The organism is Roseobacter insulae (assembly GCF_019375555.1).
Classification (GTDB): Bacteria; Pseudomonadota; Alphaproteobacteria; order Rhodobacterales; family Rhodobacteraceae; genus Roseobacter; species Roseobacter insulae.
This window is the reverse complement of the sequence record NZ_JAHXDN010000004.1, coordinates 1-19,872: the sequence shown is the minus strand read 5'-3', so window position 1 is coordinate 19,872 and position 19,872 is coordinate 1. Positions and strand designations below refer to the sequence as shown.

14 protein-coding genes are annotated in these 19,872 nt (G+C 59.3%); 10 read left to right on the top strand and 4 right to left on the bottom strand.

The annotated features are described in order from the left end of the window. Positions 1–98 precede the first annotated feature (98 nt). The 4 genes from KX928_RS14325 to KX928_RS14310 all read left to right on the top strand — a co-directional run bounded on the left by KX928_RS14325 (position 99) and on the right by KX928_RS14310 (position 3,194). Positions 99–1,031, top strand: coding sequence for a VOC family protein (locus KX928_RS14325; RefSeq protein ID WP_219503920.1), 933 nt, complete (start codon positions 99–101; stop codon positions 1,029–1,031). A gap of 9 nt (positions 1,032–1,040) precedes the next feature. Beyond that, the gene (locus KX928_RS14320) at positions 1,041–1,655 is read left to right on the top strand and encodes an alpha/beta hydrolase (RefSeq protein WP_219503918.1); all 615 of its coding nucleotides are present in this window, start codon (positions 1,041–1,043) and stop codon (positions 1,653–1,655) included. 211 nt (positions 1,656–1,866) lie between these two features. Then, on the top strand, positions 1,867–2,571 hold the full coding sequence (locus KX928_RS14315) for a CoA transferase subunit A (protein ID WP_219503916.1): 705 nt from the start codon (positions 1,867–1,869) through the stop codon (positions 2,569–2,571). Continuing rightward, on the top strand, positions 2,571–3,194 hold the full coding sequence (locus tag KX928_RS14310) for a 3-oxoacid CoA-transferase subunit B (RefSeq protein WP_219503914.1): 624 nt from the start codon (positions 2,571–2,573) through the stop codon (positions 3,192–3,194). The genes KX928_RS14315 and KX928_RS14310 overlap by 1 nt, the downstream gene beginning before the upstream one ends. A 318-nt stretch (positions 3,195–3,512) precedes the next feature. On the opposite strand, the gene KX928_RS14305 is transcribed toward KX928_RS14310, so the two are convergent. The 3 genes from KX928_RS14305 to KX928_RS14295 are packed head-to-tail and all read right to left on the bottom strand — an operon-like array spanning position 3,513 to position 5,908. Beyond that, positions 3,513–3,893 carry a carboxymuconolactone decarboxylase family protein gene (locus KX928_RS14305; protein WP_219503911.1) on the bottom strand — a complete coding sequence of 127 codons (381 nt, stop codon included), beginning with the start codon at positions 3,891–3,893 and terminating at the stop codon, positions 3,513–3,515. Positions 3,894–3,938: 45 nt separating this feature from the next. Next, the gene (locus KX928_RS14300; RefSeq protein WP_219503909.1) at positions 3,939–5,024 is read right to left on the bottom strand and encodes an aromatic ring-hydroxylating oxygenase subunit alpha; all 1,086 of its coding nucleotides are present in this window, start codon (positions 5,022–5,024) and stop codon (positions 3,939–3,941) included. Further along, on the bottom strand, positions 5,021–5,908 hold the full coding sequence (locus KX928_RS14295) for a MurR/RpiR family transcriptional regulator (RefSeq protein WP_219503907.1): 888 nt from the start codon (positions 5,906–5,908) through the stop codon (positions 5,021–5,023). Before KX928_RS14295 ends, KX928_RS14300 begins: the two co-directional genes overlap by 4 nt. Positions 5,909–5,973: 65 nt before the next feature. Between KX928_RS14295 and KX928_RS14290 the strand changes: the two genes are divergently transcribed. From KX928_RS14290 to KX928_RS14280, 3 genes are read left to right on the top strand one after another with little or no spacing between them, the layout of a single operon-like run. Further along, the gene (locus KX928_RS14290) at positions 5,974–8,433 is read left to right on the top strand and encodes an FAD-dependent oxidoreductase (protein WP_219503904.1); all 2,460 of its coding nucleotides are present in this window, start codon (positions 5,974–5,976) and stop codon (positions 8,431–8,433) included. Then, positions 8,430–9,539, top strand: a complete 1,110-nt coding sequence (locus KX928_RS14285; RefSeq protein WP_219503900.1) for an alcohol dehydrogenase family protein — start codon at positions 8,430–8,432, stop codon at positions 9,537–9,539. The genes KX928_RS14290 and KX928_RS14285 overlap by 4 nt, the downstream gene beginning before the upstream one ends. 22 nt (positions 9,540–9,561) lie before the next feature. Then, a complete protein-coding gene (locus KX928_RS14280; protein ID WP_219503898.1) occupies positions 9,562–10,836 on the top strand; it encodes an aspartate aminotransferase family protein in 1,275 nt (424 codons plus the stop codon). 640 nt (positions 10,837–11,476) lie between these two features. Here KX928_RS14280 and KX928_RS14275 read toward each other — a convergent pair. Next, entirely contained in the window at positions 11,477–14,341 is a 2,865-nt protein-coding gene (locus KX928_RS14275; protein ID WP_219503894.1) for a PA14 domain-containing protein, read from the bottom strand. Between the two features lie 181 nt (positions 14,342–14,522). Here KX928_RS14275 and KX928_RS14270 point away from each other — a divergent pair, with 181 nt between their 5' ends. The 3 genes from KX928_RS14270 to KX928_RS14260 are packed head-to-tail and all read left to right on the top strand — an operon-like array spanning position 14,523 to position 19,658. Then, on the top strand, positions 14,523–16,241 hold the full coding sequence (locus KX928_RS14270; RefSeq protein WP_219503891.1) for an ABC transporter transmembrane domain-containing protein: 1,719 nt from the start codon (positions 14,523–14,525) through the stop codon (positions 16,239–16,241). Continuing rightward, positions 16,238–18,331, top strand: coding sequence for a peptidase domain-containing ABC transporter (locus KX928_RS14265; protein WP_257883804.1), 2,094 nt, complete (start codon positions 16,238–16,240; stop codon positions 18,329–18,331). Before KX928_RS14270 ends, KX928_RS14265 begins: the two co-directional genes overlap by 4 nt. Position 18,332: 1 nt before the next feature. Then, the gene (locus tag KX928_RS14260) at positions 18,333–19,658 is read left to right on the top strand and encodes an HlyD family type I secretion periplasmic adaptor subunit (RefSeq protein WP_219503888.1); all 1,326 of its coding nucleotides are present in this window, start codon (positions 18,333–18,335) and stop codon (positions 19,656–19,658) included. The last annotated feature ends 214 nt before the right edge of the window (positions 19,659–19,872 follow it).

Below are 19,872 nucleotides of genomic sequence, written 5' to 3'. Positions count from 1 at the left end.
ATATTAAACCTATTAACGCAACTGTGATGGTGCCCTACCTTCTTCTTCAAGCATCCATAACCACGGCCATCGCGCCGTATTCGAGACAGGAGACAGATATGCTCAACCAGATCAGAGGGTTGCACCACATGACGTCACTGGCTGCCGATGCAGCCGAAAACAACGCGTTTTTCACAAACGTTCTGGGCCTGCGAAGGGTCAAGAAAACGGTCAACTTCGACGCGCCGGACGTCTATCACCTGTACTACGGTGACGAAGTTGGCACACCGGGTTCCGTCATGACATATTTTCCCTTCCCCAACATTGCCCGGGGCAGCAAGGGCACCGGCGAAGTGGGCGAGACTGTTTTTTCCGTCCCGCCGGGGGCGCTGGGGTTCTGGCAGGACCGGTTGGCGAGTTTCGATGTGCAGGGTCTGGAACTGCAAGAGCACTTTGGCGAAAAACGCCTGGCATTCAAAAACCCGGATGGCGAAGCGTTCGCCCTGTCCGAGGTGGCAGACAACCCCCGGTCTGGCTGGACCGGCAACGGCGTCTCTGACGATCACGCGATCCGTGGCTTCCATTCTGCTGGCATGCGGTTGAAGGACGATGGAGCGATGGCGGAATTGCTGGGGTTCATGGGCTATCAGAAGTTGGATAGCGTCGGGAACATTACCCGATTTGCCATTGGCGAAGGTACGGGTGCAAACACCATTGATCTGGAAATCCTTCCGACTGTGCGGCAAGCTGGGCAAGGCGCGGGTTCTGTCCATCACATCGCGTTTTCCGTGGATGATCGCGCGGCCCAACTGGCCGTCCGCAAGGCCTTGATGGATACCGGATATGCCGTCACGCCGGTGATTGACCGGGACTATTTTTGGGCGATCTATTTCCAGACGCCCGGCGGCGTGTTGTTCGAGATTGCGACAAATGAACCGGGGTTTGACCGCGACGAGGACACCGCGCATCTCGGCCAGGCTCTGAAACTTCCCAGCCAGCACGAACATCTGCGCGCGGCACTCGAAAAGAACCTGCAACCAATCCCGGCGTAGGGCAGTCCGATGTCGCAGCAAAACTACGTGTTCAGGGAAACAGGCGGGCGCCCGGATGCGCCCGTGATCTTCACCTTCCACGGGACCGGCGGGAACGAAACGCAGTTTCACAATTTGGCGTCGGAGTTGGTGGCCGGCGCGCGGGTGATATCTCCGCGCGGGGATGTGTCGGAGAACGGCGCCGCGCGGTTTTTCAAGCGCACCGGCGAGGGCGTCTACGATATGCCCGACCTGGAAAACCGGACGCAGGCCATGGCCGATTTCATTCAGGCGCATGTGTCGCGCTGGCCAAAGACCCCTGTCATCGGCCTGGGCTATTCAAACGGCGCGAATATATTGGCATCTGTCGTCTTTCACCACCCGAAGCTCTTCCAAAAAGTGATCTTACTTCACCCGCTTGTCACCTGGACGCCAAAACCGGCGCCGGATCTGGCGAGCGTTGATGTTCTGATGACCGCGGGCCTGAATGACCCGATCTGCCCGCCGCAACAAACCCGGGCATTGGAGGCGTATTTTTCGGCGCAAGGCACATCCGTGTCGACCCATTGGCACGAGGGCGGTCATGAAATCGCCCGATCTGAACTGGCGGCCATGGCACGCTTTCTCGATGGACAAGGGGGCTAGCAGGGCGCATCGGCAGTGCCGCAAACCTGAGGTCGTGCGCGGATCTGGTGGCGAATGTCATGACTTTTTGCGCCAAAACGGTTGCATGCCCCTCTCCATCAGATGAATTGTACGGACATGGATTCGATTGCCGGGACCAAGATCGGCGAAATGAAGCGCTGGGGCGGATCAACTCGCTGACCAAGCGGCTGTTTGAAACAGAGGAAACTGTATGAAGAAGATATACGGATCAGCGTCCGAGGCGCTGGATGGTGTGTTGCGCGAGGGGATGTTGATCGCGGCGGGTGGTTTCGGGCTCTGCGGTATCCCCGAACTGCTCTTGCAGGCGATCAAGGACGCCGGCACCAAGGATCTCACCTTTGCGTCCAACAACGCGGGCGTGGATGATTTCGGGATCGGCATTTTGCTGCAAACGCGGCAAGTGAAAAAGATGATCTCCTCTTACGTGGGTGAAAACGCGGAATTCATGCGCCAGTATCTGTCGGGCGAGCTTGAGCTTGAGTTCAATCCGCAGGGCACTTTGGCCGAGCGGATGCGCGCGGGCGGCTGCGGCATTCCCGGTTTCTACACAAAAACCGGGGTGGGTACGGTGATTGCAGAAGGCAAGGAGCATAAGGATTTCGGTGGAGAGACCTATATTCTGGAAGAGGGAATTTTTGCCGATCTGTCGATCGTGAAGGCGTGGAAAGCGGACGAGACGGGCAACCTGATCTTCCGCAAGACGGCCCGCAACTTCAACCCGCCGGCAGCGATGTGCGGACGTGTCTGCGTTGCTGAGGTGGAGGAGATCGTGCCGCTGGGATCGCTGGACCCAGATGGCATTCACCTCCCGGGCATTTACGTACACCGCCTGATCCAGGGCACCCACGAAAAACGCATCGAACAGCGCACTGTGCGCCAGAAGGAGACCGCATAATGCCCTGGAACCGCAACGAGATGGCCGCGCGCGCGGCAGAGGAACTGGAAGACGGCATGTACGTCAACCTTGGTATTGGCATCCCGACTCTGGTGGCCAATTACGTGGGCGACAAGGATATCACGCTGCAATCGGAAAACGGGATGCTCGGCATGGGGCCCTTCCCGTTTGAAGGCGAGGAGGACGCGGACCTCATCAACGCGGGCAAGCAGACCATCACCGAATTACGCCGGACGTCCTATTTCGATTCAGCGACAAGCTTCGGCATGATCCGTGGTGGCAAGATCGCGGCGGCTATCCTCGGGGCGATGGAGGTGGCGGAGAACGGCGATCTGGCGAACTGGATGATTCCGGGCAAGCTGGTCAAAGGCATGGGCGGCGCGATGGATCTGGTCGCAGGCGTAGGCCGGGTGATCGTCGTGATGGATCACACGAACAAGCACGGCGACAGCAAGGTTTTGCGTGAGTGCACCTTGCCGCTGACGGGCAAGGGCGTTGTCGACCGGATCATCACGAACCTTGGTGTGCTGGATGTGGTCGACGGCGGCCTGAAGATCGTCGAATGCGCTGACGGTGTCACGGAGGAAGTCCTGCGCGCAGCGACCGACGCGACCATTGTCTGATCCCGGCACCGGGTAAGGGGCCTGAGCGCTCATCTTTTGGTCCGCGCGCCTCCCACCCGGTGGCGGGGCGCGCGGCGCACAGGATGATGACGGCATGTACAGACCGGTCCGAGCCACTTTGTGCGGCAGGATCGCTACGCGCGTCAAAATCGAGCGGGATGGTCTAACTCAAGTCTGGGAACATTCGGACGGGCGTCATTGACAGGAGGGGACCGCGACACTCAGCGACCCCGTGATACGCAACGATGCGAGCCGACACAAAGCCGCGCCTAAAGTGACGGGACATGCCGTTACCGGGTTTTCTGTAAACGCGGCGCTTCAACCCTCGTCAAGCACGCGGCGTGCAACGCGGAAACACTCCAACCCCTGAGGCACACCGCAGTAAATTGCCACGACATGGATGATCGCGCGGATTTCCTCCTGGCTCACACCATTTGTGATCGCCCCGCGGCAGTGAATCTCCCACTCCGACATTTTGCCCAATGCACCGATCATCGCGAGGTTCATCATCGAGCGCGTCTTGGCGTCGATCACGTCATCACCCCAGCCGAAACCCCAGCACCATGCGGTCATGGCCTCCTGAAAAGGGCGTGAAAACTCGTCCGCCGCGGCAAGGTTCTTCTCGACATACTCGGCGCCCAGTGTCGCCTTGCGTTGCGCCAGCCCCTTCAGGAACAAGTCCTCGTCAAATATGTTCATCGTGCTGCCTTCCTGTCGGTCACTTCTGCGAATGGTTGCGCGCGTTCAGGGTGGGCCGTCAAGAGCGTCCCGCATCCATCGCTGCAGATGCATCACGGAGTGTTCCGAGTTCACGCCGCTTTCGGGATCGACGACCAGGGGCCCTGGTGCGTACCCGCGCGACCCTAATCCGCGCTGCACGGATTCGACCAGATGAATGTCTTCTTCGACGGTTGTCGCGCGATCCTGTGCTGCCAGTCGGCGGACGGTGTCATTATTTTCGCCATCGACGGAATACCAGCCCCGCCAGACCACCACGCGATCCACGGCGACGGCGCGCCAGTGATAGGTGTTCAGAACGTTGCCGGGGTAGACCTGAAAGCTGAACATCGGCCACAGGAACCAGCTGGAATATTCATCGTGATGTGCGTGGCCCGACCTGATGTCGTAGGTCATGGCATCAAGGTTCTGGCACTGGGTCGTATGGCGCAGGCATTTCCCTTGCGGCTGAATGTCATATGTTTCCGGTTTTATGACGCCGGTGGCAAACGTCGGGTGGTTCAGCGCGCAGTGATAGCACTCCGAATAGTTTTCAACCGAGACCTTCCAATTGCAGTTTTCCGGTATTTCGACCCATTCCAACGGCTTCAGTGTGTGCCAGTGCGGCACCCATTCCTCAAGCTCTGCCCGGGTGCCAGGATACCACGTTTCCATTGGCGCGGCGTCCGGGTCAAGATTGACGAACAGAAATCCAAGAAACTCCTCCGCCCGGATTTCGTTCAGGCAGATTTCCGACGGGTTGAGGCCCCTGACCACCTTGAGGTTGGGACCCGCGCGCAGGTGGCCGGTCAACTCGTAAGTCCAGGCGTGATACGGGCAAACGATGACCCGCGTCGTTCCCGCGCCGGACACAAGCTGATGCGCCCGGTGCTGGCAGACGTTGTAGAAGGCGCGGATATTGCCATCGTGACCCCGGATGGCGAACAGGCTTTCGCCGGCAATCTCAAACGTCGTGTATTCGCCCGCTTGCGCCAAGGCGCTGGTGTGGCAGGCAAATTGCCATGTGCGTGCCAGCAGGCCGCGCTGCTCGTGTGCGAAAATCCCGGGGTCGGTGTAGTAATGGCCGGCAAGCGACCGGACGGCCTCCTTCATTTTTTCCCCTCATGATAGATGCCCAGCTGATGACGTCTTGCATGAAACCTGCTCACGCGATCGACGATCTTGTCATCCGCAACGGCAATGACGAAGGACAGCAGGGTCTCCAACAGCGCGATCGTGCTGACGGAGGAGGGAAAGAACTGCGGTGTGTCGGCGGCGACGACGAACCCGTGATCGGCCGCCTGCAGAAGCGGACTGGCCGGGCTGTCGGAAATCCCGATGATGGCTGCGCCCTGTTCCCGGGCAACCTCGGCCGCGGCAACCACTTCTGATCGGTAAGGCCTGCAGGTCATCGCTATCAGAACGTCGTTCTCATCCGCCCAGGCAAGGTCATCGAAGGCGGTGGAGCCCGGATGCGGTATGGCATGGAATTGCGTCATGCCCGTCGATGCGAGGTAGGTGAAATTGCGCGCATTGGCGTTATTGACGCCGACACCCAGCGTATAGACATGTCGCGCGGACCAGATCGCCTCCGCCGCCTGCTTCAGGTCATGGGCGGAGATGGTTGCAAAGGTCTCCTCGATATTGCGCAGGGCGTCCTGAACCATATCCGCATAAAGCCCGCCAAGGTCGCCGGATTTGCGAATATCCTGCAGCCAGCGGGCCCGGTCGGGGAAGTCGGCGGCACCTTTGCGGATCGCGTCCCGAAACGGCGCGCGAAAATCCTCGTACCCGTCAAACCCGACCTGACGCGCCATGCGGACCACGGTGTTTGGCTTGACCTGCGCGGCTTGGGCGATTTCGCGTACGGTTGATACGCCTACATCACGGGGATTTTCCAGCACATAAGTAGCGGCCTTACGCGCCTCGGGCGTGAGTTCGGATAGCTCGCCGGCAAGGCGGTCGAGAATGGTTGATGAGACATTTGTATCATTCATGATTGACGATGGTATGTTTGTTTGGTTAGCCTGTCGAGGAATTTTTCGGGCATAGGTGCAAGATTATGGCGGGTACGGATTTCCCGACGCAGGCCAGGGTCGTCATCGTCGGGGGTGGTGTCATGGGGTGTGGTCTGGCCTATCACCTTGCCCGCGAAGGCTGGCACGATGTGGTTCTGCTGGAAAAGGCGGAGCTGACCTCCGGTTCCACATGGCACGCGGCCGGGCAAATCACCCACTCCACCAGTTCGTTCGGCCTGGGTAAATGCGTGGACTACAACGTCGGCCTCTACGCCGGTGGACTGCAGGATGATACCGGCCAGCCGGTTACCTGGCATGGCTGCGGCTCCCTTCGCCTTGCCTATACCGAGCAGGAGATGGACTGGTTGCGCCACACGCTGTCTGTCGGCCGGGCGTTACAGTTCAACATTGCGCTTGTCAGCCCTGCGCGCGTGGCCGAACTGCACCCCTTCTATAATCTTGATGGCGTTCTTGGCGCCCTGCATACGCCGGATGACGGTCACGTGGATCCGACCAATGTGACAATGGCCCTGGCTGCGGGGGCGCGGCAACGGGGTGTTCGGATCATCCGGCAATGCCGGGCGACCAATATTTCCCGGATGGCTGGCGGCGAGTGGCTGGTGCAGACCGGGCAGGGCGCCATTCGCTGCGAGCATGTTGTCAATGCCGGTGGCACCTACGCCCGTCAAATGGGGGCATGGTCCGGCTTGCAGCTGCCAATGACCTCGATAACGCATCATTATTTCGTGACGGAGCCGGTGCCGGAGTTTTCCGATCTGGACACAGAACTGCCCGTGATCCGCGACGACAAGAAAGTGTCAGGCTACATCCGAATGGAGCAACACCGCGGATTGATCGGTATTTACGAAAAGGAAAACCCCAATACGGTCTGGGAAGACCATTGTCCGTGGGAGGCGGAGAACGAGCTCTTTGCCCCCGATTATGATCGTGTGATGCCGTGGTTGGCTGAAAGCCTCAACCGCATGCCCGTTCTCGCGGACCTCGGGATTGCCCGCGCGGTGCATGGGGCAATCTCTCACCCGCCCGATGGTAACCCCCTGATAGGCCCGGCGGCGGGACTGCAAAACTACTGGTGTTGTTGCGGCACGCAAATCGGTATTGGCTGGGGGCCGGGGCTGACACGGGAACTGGCGCGATGGATGGTGCATGGCGCGTCGGACATTTCCATGCGCGACTATGATCCGCGCCGGTTCGGCACCTACGCGGACGCTGCGTGGCAGGTGACCAAGGCCAAGGAAGACTATTGCCTGCGTCACGAGATTCCGTTCCCACATCTGAACCGCCTGGCCGGGCGCCCGGTAAAGACCTCGCCCCTCTACGAGGTGCTGCAATCCAAGGGCGCGGTGCACGAAGAGGTATTTGGGTTCGAACGGCCGCGATGGTTTGCCAGAAACGATGTGCCGCAGACAGATCACTACTCGTTCCGTCGCACAGTTGTCGACGGGATCGTCGGGCAGGAGGTCAAGGCCGTGCGGCAAGCGGTAGGCATCATGGATGTCACGGCTTTTGCCAAAATCCTGGTGACCGGCGGTGATGCCCATGAATTGCTGGATCGTTTATGTGCCAACCGGGTGCCACAAAAGGTCGGTTCGATCGTCTTGACGCATATGCTCAACCGGCGTGGTCGGATCGAGTTGGAGACGACCATCATCAAGTTGGCCGAAAATGAATACTATCTTGTCTGTGCTGCGTTCTTTGAACAACGCCTGCTGGATCATCTGTCGCAGAACACACGGTCAGAAAGCGTGAACGTGACCGCCCTGTCGACAGAATGGTCCGCGCTGTCACTGAACGGGCCGCGCGCCCGGGATGTGCTGGCGGCGACCACCGACGCGCGTCTGGACAACGCGCATTTTCGCTGGCTCACGGCCCGAAGAATCAAACTTGCGGGCCACTGGGTTTGGGCGCTGCGCATGTCATATGCAGGGGAATTGGGCTGGGAGTTGCACATGCCGAACGCGGCATGCCGTGCCGTCTACAAGGCCCTTTGGGCCGCCGGCAAAGAGCACGGGATCACTGACTATGGCTCCTTCGCGATGAATGTCATGCGCATGGAAAAAGCCTTCAAGGGCGCGGCTGAGCTGACGAATGAAGTCACGTTGCCCGAGGCCGATATGATGCGGTTTGTCAAAACCGACAAGGAGTTTCTCGGCAAGGATCAAACGCTGTCGGACCGTGACCACCTGCCCTGGATCTGTGCCTACCTCGACATAGAGCCGAACGGCATCGAGGACGGGCATGGCGGTGAGGCGGTCATGATGGCCGGCGAGGTTGTCGGTACAACCGCCTCCGTGGTTTACGGACATAGCGTTGGTAGAATCCTGGCCTTTGCATACGTCAGGCCGGATGCGGCGCCCCCCGGCACGGTTCTGGAAGTCGTCATTGCGGGCACAGCGCGTGCCGCTAAGGTGCTCGGCGAACCGGCGTATGATCCCGCAAGCCTATTGCCGCGCGCGGATGCTCAGAAGGAGCTTTCAGAATGACGATTCCCGAGACGATGAATGCCTTTGTGCTCAAACAGCACGGCGGCCCCGAAGCCCTGGAATTTCACACCGATTGGCCCACCCCCAGACCCTCGCCGGATCAGGTGCTGATCAAGGTCGGTGCGTGCGGGCTCAACAATACGGATGTGAACACACGGTCGGGGTGGTACTCAAAATCCGTCACTGCCGCGACAACGAATGCGGCCCAACCCGATGTCGGCGAGGACGATCCGTCCTGGGGCGGGGCTCCCATCTCATTTCCACGTATTCAGGGCGCGGATGTGGTTGGCGAGGTCGTTGCAGTTGGTGGCCGTGCCGATCCTGCCCTGATGGGCAAGCGGGTGATGGTCGACTGCTGGCTGCGTGATTGGGACGATCCGCTTAACAGGAACAAGACCGGGTATTTCGGGTCAGAATGCGATGGCGGTTTCGCCGAATACACAGTTGTCGATCATCGCAATGCGCGTGTCGTTGACAGCCCGTTGAGTGATGCGGAACTGGCCACGTTCCCGTGTTCCTATTCCACGGCCGAGGGCATGCTTTGCCGTGCGCAGGTTGAGAAGGATGACACGGTGTTGGTCACCGGTGCGTCTGGTGGCGTGGGGTCCGCGCTGGTCCAGCTCGCTACCAGACGTGGCGCCCGGGTCGTCTGTCTGGCCAGCGAGGCCAAGCATGCCGATGTCGCAAGGCTGAACCCGGTGGCCCTTCTGCCCCGGGCACCGGCCCACCTCAAAAAGGCCCTGAACGCGGCCATTGGCCGGGATACGGTCAGTGTTGTTGCCGACATCGTGGGTGGCGACTACTTCGAAACGCTGATTGACGTGCTCGAAAGGGGTGGGCGATATACCTGTTCGGGTGCGATTGCGGGCCCGATGGTCGTACTGGACCTGCGCACGCTTTACCTGCGGGATCTGACCTTCACCGGATCAACCGTGCTGCCGCCGCACGTCTTCGGGGGTCTGGTGAGCTACATCGAACAAGGCGAGGTGAAACCGATGTTGGCAAAGACTTTCCCGCTGGAGGAGTTGCACGCCGCCCAGGCGGCTTTTGTGGCGAAGGAACATACCGGCAATATCGTGGTGGTGCCCGGCACCGCACACCCATGAAATCGCAATCGGGGGGTCGCCCATGCAAAGACTTCACAACCAGGATGAATGGGTGGCCCGGGCCGCGCAGGTGTTACCCGCCGCCGGGTTTGGCAATTTTGATCCGGGAATCATCGTTGCGCGCGGGCAGGGCAGCCGGGTATGGGACGAGAACGGCAAGGAATATGTGGATTACCTGATCGGATCCGGGCCAATGCTTCTGGGGCATGGTCATCCCGAGGTCCTGGAGGCAGTTTTCGAACAATTGCCCAAGGGAATGACCTTTTTTGCCAACAACACCAAGGGCATCGAACTGGGCGAGGAAATCTGCAACGCGGTTCCTTGTTGCGAACAGATCAGGTTTGTCACCTCGGGCGGCGAGGCGGATATGTACGCGGTCCGCTTGGCACGCGCCTTCACGGGGCGCGACAAAATCCTCAAGTTCGAAGGTGGCTACCATGGTATGAGCGCCGAGGCTCAGATGAGCCTTGCGCCAAACCAGGATGTCAACTTTCCGCAAGCCGTGCCCGACAGCGCGGGCATTCCCCAAAGCGTGGCGGACCAGATGATCATTGCGCCTTTCAATGATCTTGCGGCGCTGGAGTCGCTTCTTGCTGAAAATGGCGATGTCGCGGCGATCATCATGGAGCCGCTGCAGCGAATTATCCCGCCGGCACCCGGGTTTCTGCAAGGTGTGCGGGCGCTCTGCGATAAACACCATGCGCTGCTGATCTTTGACGAAATCGTCACTGGTTTCCGGTTGGCCTATGGGGGCGCGCAGGAAAAATACGGCGTGGTGCCCGATATCTGCACGCTTGGTAAGATCATCGGTGGCGGTTTCCCCCTGGCGGCGCTTGGCGCGCGCACAGAGATCATGAACCATTTCGACAAGGCCTTGGCGGGGGAGGGCTGGTTGATGCAGCTGGGCACGCTGTCGGGCAATCCGGTCGCTGCCGCAGCAGGATTGAAGACGATGGAAATTCTGCGACGGCAAGGTGCCTATGATCAGCTTCGCGATACCGGGCAGCTTCTGCAGGACCTTCAATCACGGGCATTGGATGCGGCCGGTATCCCGCATCAGGTCTGTGGCGATCCAACGCTCTTTGATCTCTATTTCTCGGCCACTGCCTGTACGGACTACCGTAGTGCACAGCATGACGACTCCGCGGTCAACGCGGTTTACAATGCGGCATTGCGTGCGCGGGGAGTGCTCAAGTCCCCGGCGAAGCTTTACCCATCGCTGGCGATCACGTCGGACGACCTGGAACGGACGGCGGATGCAATTGACCACGCTGTTGCGTCTGTTGTCGCGATGTAAGCAGCGCTTTGTGCGATGGCCGGGTCTGCACATGGTGACTCCCGATGCGTCCGGGATGGAAACGGTCCCGTACGTGATGATTTTCGGGTCAACCCCGAAGGATGCACGCCAAGCGCGCCATTCTCTTTCGGGGGGGACGGCGGCAAGCGTCGCTGACGCGATGCCGTGTGGTTGGTTCCACCGTCAAAGTATTTGAGAAATCGCCGGGGCAGGCGGTTATTTAGCCTGCCGAGTATCTGTATCCCCGTCCTGCCGTCCGCTCGGACGCCTCGTTTTGGGGCGGGCCCGGCAATGCCGTCAATGACGTAGTGATCCCTTTTGCCCCCCGGCATTCAGCTTGGGCAGTCTTGATGCCGACTACTCCCCTGCAGCCGCGCAGAAGTCGGCTTGATCAGCGCGCGGGGCGCACTTCAGTGCACGTGGCTGCGGTGCGGCGGCGATTGTCTGGTTGGGTCAGATCGTTGCCGGGACACATGCGGCCTGCAGGATTGCGGCATTCTGGAGGTGCAGGATGTTGGAGGCGAACCGCGTTGTCCGGGTCGCGACGCTTATCCCGACAGCTCATATCCCAAGTGGCTATTGCAGGCATAGAGGACAGCCGGCAGTCGGTGTCGGGGCGACCACCTCGTGCGACCGCGGCTTACCAGTCCTGCCGCTCGTAGGTTTCCGTCACCTCGTAGCCTTGCGCTTCCGAACCCTGGTGTTCGACATCCTCATTCATCACATCTTCGCTGCTGTCGTCGTCTCGCGGTTCGCTTTCTGAGGCCGCCACCCAGTCGCCTGACCCCGTATCCTCGTCGTCGGCGGTCATGAGTTGCGCCGAATGCTGGTCTGATTGTGCTTCATCGCTGGTGCTCACCTCGCCCACGTTGATCGAGAACGAGTCCGAGCTGGTCTGTTCCTGCCCGTTAAAGGCGACGTCGGTTGTCGTGATTTCTCCGCTGATCGTCCCTTCAAAGCCGGGCGGTGGCGCGATTTCGAGGAGCGTGAGGTCCCAACCGGTCAGATCCACATCGTTGCCATCAGCCACCAAGACATTGTCTTCGCTCATCAGGATCGTATCTTCCGGCAGTCCGGAAATCTGAACGCTCGCCTGGTCTGACAGCTCTCCTCCACCAATGTTGACGGGAATAACGCCGTTTTCCGCTACACTGAGATCGTCGCTGGCCACCACCAGTTCGCGACCATCGGTACCCGGACCATCCCATTCCAGCTTGAGCCCTGCATGGCCAAAGTTCTCGAAGTAACGGACTTCAATCGTGTGGGTTCCCGGCTCCAGTTCGATCTCGCCGGAACGGGTGTGATACGCGTGTAAGCCATCATTCTCAATGACCTCCACGCCGTTGACGAACAGCATCGCGCCGTCGTCGCCGCCCAGGAAGAAGTCGAAGCTTCCGCCTTCCTCAACTTCGATGTTGCCGGTGATCTTGGCGCCAAAGGTATCGGCCGACCCGTCTTCCCAGAACGAACCGCGCCCGTTTTTGTAGTTGATCTCGCTGACCACCTCTTCATGGGTTGGCTCACTTGACCAATCGATCTGATCGAGCTGGCGCAACGAGTGGTTGACGTCGAAATAGCTCGCGTGAAACCCCGTTTGCATTTGCGCGGAGTGGGGTGGCAGGTCCGCCTGGCTGACCGAAAATTCCAGATCATTGGTCGTGGACACCGCGCCGCCGTCGTCGAAAGCCGTTGTCGTGACGATTTGGGCGGAGACGTCGCCGATGAAACCCAAGGGTGTCTGGATCGACAGCAGGGCTGTATCCCAACTGGAGATCTCGACCGCGCCATCCGCGCCCGCTTCCGCCGTCATGTCACCGGCGCTGACGACAGTTCCTTCCGGCAGACCCTCGATGAACTGCGTGACCTGATGGGCAGCACCAGTCCCGGGTGCGTTCAAATCCAGCTCGAGCGTCAGCGGGATGCCGTTTACGGTCTGCAGATCATCCACACCGGGTGACGTAACCAATTCACGACCATCTGTGCCCGGACCGTCCCACTCAAGCTTAAGGCCCGCATGGCCATAGTTCTCAAAATAGCGCACCTCAATCGTGTGGGTTCCCGGCTCCAGTTCGATCTGACCGGAGCGCGTGTGATACGCGTGCAAGCCATCATTCTCAATGACCTCCACGCCGTTGACGAACAGCATTGCGCCGTCGTCGCCGCCCAGGAAGAAGTCGAAGCTTCCGCCCTCTTCAACGTCAATGTTGCCGGTGATCTTCGCGCCAAAGGTATCAGTTGCGCCGCCCTCCCAGAACGAGGCGCGCCCGTTTTTGTAGTTGATCTCGCTGACCACCTCTTCATGCGTCGGATCGCTTGACCAGTCGATCTGGTCCAGCCGGCTCAGCGAATGGTCGACATCAAAATAGCTTGCGTGGAAACCGGATGACAGGGCGACATCAGCGGCATCGACGGCCTCGAACGCAAACGTCTCCGATATCAAGGCGCCGCCCTGATCCGTCGCCGTCACCTGAACGTTGAGCACGCCCAGTTCGGCATCTGAAACGACCGCATCGTCGCGAAGTTTCAAAACGCCATCCGCAACTTCGAACCTGTCGTCCGACACGGAGTACTGATGGGTATCCCCGGCATCCGGATCGGTCAGGGTCACGCGGCCAACAACCGCGCCTGCGGTGTTGCTGGCAATAAACCCGCCTTCAAGCGCCAGCTCTGTGGGGGCTTCATTTACATCGGCCACAGTAATATCGAAGCTTTGCGTGTATTGTGCGCCGCCACTGTCTGTCGCGGTGACGTTCAGGGAAATCGCACTTTCGGCTTCGTGATCCAGGGTGACGCCCGGCTTCAGGCGGAGCTCTCCATCGACCACTTCGAAGCGATCATCTGATAGCGTGATATCGTGACTATCGGCCGTATCCGCGTCAGCAATACTGAGCTTGCCGACCACGGCGCCTTCCTGGTTCTCCGCGACTTCCATCCGGTCGAGGATGATTGCGTCCGGCGCGCGGTTCGGTGTTTCGGGGTCATCGGCATCCGTCCCGGTACCTGCGATCGCCCCGGGTTGCGATGTCGGGCTGGCCGGTGCAAAGGGTCCGTCGCTCTCTGTGATACTGGCGGTCGATCCCGCGTCAGGGGCGCGCAGGACCTCCTGTTGATCATTGGACCCTGCGGTTCTTCTGAGGCGGGCCATCGGGGCCGGTTGCAACCCCAAGGAGGCATCGTCGTTTGTGTCCAGACCCGCGGATTGGTCGAGGGTCACATCCGGTGATGTGCTGTCGGTGTCATCCGCCGCAGATGCCGAAAGCGCGCTGGCCTGCAGCGACCCGGAGAGTGCATCAGGGCTATCACTGCCGCCCTCGTCATCCTGAAGCTGGCGCTCAGGATCCGCGTCTGGCCGCTCGCCGGTGTGCAACGCGTTGCGGGATGTATCCTCTTGCGCGATCTCACCGCCCTTGGCGCTTTGGATCGCGATTTTCTCCTTCAGAGAAGACGTATTCTCCTCTTCGAAGAAAATCTGTTCTTCAACATCTTGCTTGTCCTGATCTGACATATGCGGGCTCCTGAGCAACTGACCCTTCATTGCCGTGCAAGTTTAATGCGGACTTAAGGAGTTCCTGTTTAACAAGCTGATTTTACTGAAATTGTTTGCATCAATGTAGATGGCTAAACGAAATCGTAAGGGGTGATCCCGCAAGAGAGAGGTTGGGAAAATGACGGGAGTCCTGTCCTGAATGCCGGGTCGCAAGAGATCAGATCATGCGCTGATTGCGCCACCCAGGATCGGCTGGCCTGTCGTGATTGCAACTCTGGCAATCAACTTGCTTGGCTTGGCATTACCGCTTGTTGTTCTGCAGGTTTTCGATCGTGTCATTCCCTTTGAATCCTATTCGACGCTGACCATTCTGTTCATCGGGCTTTGCGCCACGACCGTGCTGGATTTTTCTCTGAAATGGGCGCGGATTGTGTATCTTGGGTATCAGGGCCAGAAATTCGAACTGAATCTTGGAAGCCGCTTTCTGGATCGAACGCTTGGGGCGGACCCCGAAGACTATTGCCGCAGCACCACTGGCACCCATTTCGAACGCCTGAGCGCTGTGTCGCAATTGCGTGATTACTACGCCGGGCAGGGTCGCCTGCTGGCGATTGACCTGCCATTCACCGCGATCTTTATCCTGATGATCGGTCTGATCGGCGGCTGGTTGGTTGCAATTCCCTTGGTGAGCCTTGCGCTGTTGTTCCTGTTCAAAATCGTTCTTCAACGCGCTCAAGGTCCGATTTTCGAAAGCCGGAAAACGCTCGACGGACGCCGCTACTCTTTCCTGATCGAATGCCTGTCCCAGATCGTTACCGTGAAGGCGCAGACGATGGAGCCGCAACTGCTCAGGAGATATGAACTGCTGCAGGACCAGTCGGTCAATATCAGCCACAAGCTCATTCAGTTCTCCGGGATTTCGCAATCCTTTGGCGCTCTTTTTTCCCAAGCCGCGGTTGCTGCGATGGGTCTTTTCGGCGGATACCTGATCATCATCGGTCAGATCGGGATGGCGGAGCTGGCGGCCTGTATGCTGCTGAACGGGCGCACCGTCCAGCCACTGCTGAAGATGCTCAGCCACTGGGTACAGGCGGAAAATGTCGACGCTGCCAACAAGAAAATCGATGAAGTTGCCGCACTTCGCCAGCGCCCGGCCGGGGCGAGGTTCGAGACGGATATCGAAGGCCATCTCACGTTTCGCGATGTTACGGTGGCACGGGACAACGAAACCGATAACCTGTTTTCCAATGTCTCATTCGATGTGCCTGCGGGCACCGTGCTGTCTGTTGTTGGTGACGAAGATGCGAGCAAATTGGCCCTCCTGAGGCTGATCCTTGCCGAAGCCGTTCCAACCTCGGGCAGCGTGCTGCTGGACGGAAAGCCTATCAGCGCCTTTTCGGCGACACGGGGCATGGGCGGCATCGTATATGTCGACCAGTCTCCCGCGATCTTTTCAGGGACAATCCTCGAGAATATCTCCTGCTTTGGCGATGCCGATGCGGTGGAGCGTGCCCTGGCCTATTCCCGTAAGATCGGCTTGGAAAAAATCGTGCACAGAATGCCACTGGGCTATAGCACGCCGATCGGCCAGAACAGCCATCTCCAGAACGGCTTTGCCATGAGCCAGGCGATCTCGCTGGTGCGGGCGCTTGCGATGCAGCCCCGGTTGCTCCTTATCAGCAGCGCCACCTCTGCTCTCGATGAGCGATCGGTATCGCGGTTTGCGGCCTGCCTGCAAGAATTGAAGGGCCATACAACAATCGTGATGGCAACCCCACGCGACCAACTGTTGGATCTTGCCGATCAATCCGTCCTTCTGGTCGGCGATATGGCAGGCAATGCGCAGATCTGGGGCGATGATATCGCAGAAGGGGGCGACGCCGTGCAAACTGCCGCGACGACGCTGCGCATAGCATGATGCAGCTTGCGATCAATCCCGGTCTGGCCGTGTTGGAAAAGCTTATGCTGGCGGCCGGCTGGCACAGCAGTCACCGCAGGCTGTCCGAAGCCGCACCACATCTGGTGCAGGAACTGAATGCGGACGATCTGATTACGACCCTCAACAATCTTGGGGTGCCCCTTTCGGTTGCCGAGGCGCGCCTCAGTGATGTGGAAAAGTCAGATTGCCCCTCCCTGTTTGTCAGCCCGTCCGGCCCGATCCGCGCTATACTGGATTGTAAGGACAGCCAGATCCTGGTGTGCGATACCACCGATCAGACCCCAGCATGGCAAGAGCCGACGAGGGAGCGTGGCACGCTTGTCAAGCTGGAGCGTTTCGGCCCAAAGGATGAGCAGGCAACTTACGAAAGTTTCCGCAGTATCACCCGCGGGTTCCGCGGTGTCTTACCCTGGCTTCTGGTTGCATCGCTGATGACAAATCTCATGGGTCTGGCGACACCTCTTCTGGTAATGGTCATCTACGACCGGGTGATCCCCACCGGTTCGGTAGACCTTGTTGTGTCACTGTGTCTCGCTGCGGCATTGGTTCTCGCGGCGGATGCGGGTTTTCGCTTCGCGCGCTCCAGCACCGTTGCCTACGTTGGGCGCGTGGTCGAACATCGCCTTGGGCTCGCACTTTTCCGAAAACTGATGTCTTTGCCGCTTGAGCAGGTTCAGAAATCCGAAGTTGAGCAGCAGATTTCGCGCTTCAAGCAGTTCGAAGGCCTGCGTGATATATTCTCTGGCCAAGTTCTGACAACGCTGCTGGATCTGCCGTTCGTGCTGATCTTCCTTGCCTTGCTCTTTGCGCTGGCACCGCCGGTCGGCTTTCTCATTGTCGGGCTGAGCGTGGTCTTCGTGCTGGCGATATGGATGACGCTGCCGGTGCAGCAATCGCTCAATGCAACCGTCTCTCAGGTGAAGGCAAGACAACAAAGCTACATGTTCGAGACGGTGAGCCAACAGCGCAGCATTCACCGTCTGGGCCTTGGTGACGTCTGGCGGGAAAGACATGCGTCGCTGGCCTGGGAATCGGCGGAAGCCTCTCGCAAGGCCCGACGGTTTCAATTGATCTGTCAGGCCTTTGCGCAAAGCCTGATGACGATTGCGGGCGTTGGCGCCATCGTGCTGAGCACCCTGTCGGCCATCAACGGCACCATGACGTTCGGCGCCCTGATTGCCGTGATGTCACTGGTGTGGAAAGTGCTCACACCCTTGCAGTCATTATACGCCAACGCGCCGCAGGTTGCCGGCTTTTTGAAGAGCAAACAACAGGTTGACCGGGTGCTTGCCTTGCCGCAGGAGATGGTGCGGGGTGCGGCGTCGACACATCAGAAGTCTTTTGAGGGGCATATCGCCTTCACGGGCGTGACACATCGCTTCCCCGGCGCGACGGACCCGGCAATCTCGCAGGTTTCACTGGAGATCCGGGCCGGGGAATTTGTCGTTATCGCCGGCAATAACGGGAGCGGGAAGACCACGCTCCTTGGGCTGATCATCGGCCTGTTCAAACCGACAATCGGGTCGGTGCAACTGGATGGGATGGATTTGCGGCAGATACCGACAGACGATCTGAGGCAGTCGTTCAGCTATGCGCAGAAGAACCCGGAAATCTTCTATGGCACGTTGCTGCAGAACTTCCGGCTGGCTTCCCCTACCGCGCGCGTCGAAGATATCGAAAGCGCAATGAGTGCCGTTGGGCTGGCGGATGAGGTCGCCAAATTTCCCGACGGGTTGAACACACGCTTGTCCGAGGCGTATCGGCAGACCTTGCCACGCGCCACCTCAAACGCGCTCGCCCTGGCACGTTGCTTCGCGCGCCCGGCCTCGGTCTATCTGCTGAATGAGCCAAACACCGGTTTGGATTACATGCGAAAAGCAGCCGTTACAGATCATCTTGCCTCGCTGAAAGGTCATCACACGATCATCATGATTTCCGACGACCCCGCTCACATCCAACTCGCCGATCGCTGCATTTTCATGGCGAGCGGACGGGTCGTCTCAAACGATACCGGGAAAAACGGGCGGAAAAAAATGGAAGCGCTCATCGCAGCAGGCAAGGAAAGCTAACATGTTCTCTCGCAAATCACCGTTCAGTGACATGGGCATTTTTGCACGTAAAAACGCCCGCGAAACGCGTCGCCAACCGCGTATCGCCGCGATGATCATTCTAACCCTCACCGGGTTTCTGGCGGGAGGGATCGTCCTGGCGACGGTCACCATCGTCCCGGAACTTGCGCGCGCGGAGGGAGAAATCGTGCCTTCGGGTCGCGCGCACCGCATCGAAAGCCCCGGCGGCGGGGTTGTCGATTCCGTACTCGTACGCGAGGGTCAACGCGTTTTGAAAGATCAGGTGTTGGCCACGCTTGTGTCGCCCAGACTGCAACGGGATGAGGAAAACACGCAGCAAGCCATGCTCAGCGTGTCGGAGAAGATCGACACCCTTTCCCGGATTTTGGATTTTCTGGACGACCCTGAAAGGGAAATGCAGGTAAGCGACGCGTCGTCGGGTGAAGCCTCTGATTTTCTCTTCACGAAACTCACCTTGCACACGGCACGACAAAAAATCGCTGACCAGCGGGTGTCTCACTTGGTCAATGTCATCGACAGATTGGAAGCGGCCCGCGCGTTGATGGAGGACCGTGTGACCCAACGGATCGCCGCGGTTGAGCGGTTGTCGGACCTGTTCAAATCAGGCAATGTCACGCGCGCCCGGTTCGAAGCCGAACAGCAGACCTTGGACGAGTTACGCGGACGCCTGATCGACACGGATATTCAACTGGCAACCACGCGGGCCAACTATGCCGAAGCGCAGGCCGTGCCCATGGAAAACGAACTCGCGCTGAAGGAAGAAACGCTGACTGAACTTGTCGCCCTGCAACAGGAACGCGATGCGCTTCGCGTCCAGCTTCGTGCGTTGGAGCACCAGCGACAGGATCTGCGGGTGCGAGCGCCGGACGACGGCATTATTCAGTCGGTGTCCTTCCCGCGTCTGGGGGAGGTCATCGAGGCTGGTGTCACGATGTTTGAACTCATCAACACGACGGACCGGCTGGTTGCGGAAATCCGCATCAACACGGATGATATCGGTCACATCAAGGTTGGCGATACCGTCACGCTCAAGCTGACCACCTATGATGCACGGCGCTACGGCGAACTTGAGGGAGAGATCGAAAGCGTTTCGCCAACTTTCATTGTCGATCCGGTCGACGGGCGTTCCTATTTCCGGGGTGTGGTCGGGCTGGGCCGCGATACGATCGGGGAGGGTGCATGGCAGCGGCCCTTGCGGGTCGGCATGGCCACAAACGCGGAAATTGTTACCGATAAACGCAGCCTGATGGACTATTTGACCAAACCGGTTCAAAGGTCTCTCGACAAGGCGTTTGGTGAGCGCTGATCGTTTCGCAGCGGAACGGGGACTAAACCCCTATCCATCGTAACTGACGAAGTGCTGGAGCTTTGGCATCCGGCCGGTACAGCGGTTCGCAGACGCCGTTGACTGCAATTGCGCCAGCTTTTGCCGGTTACGCAAGCCGGTACAGGCGTTTGCTAGACCTGACCTGCTCCCCGATGAGTCCGCTAATTTAGGTTAGCTCTGTTCAGGTTTTGGT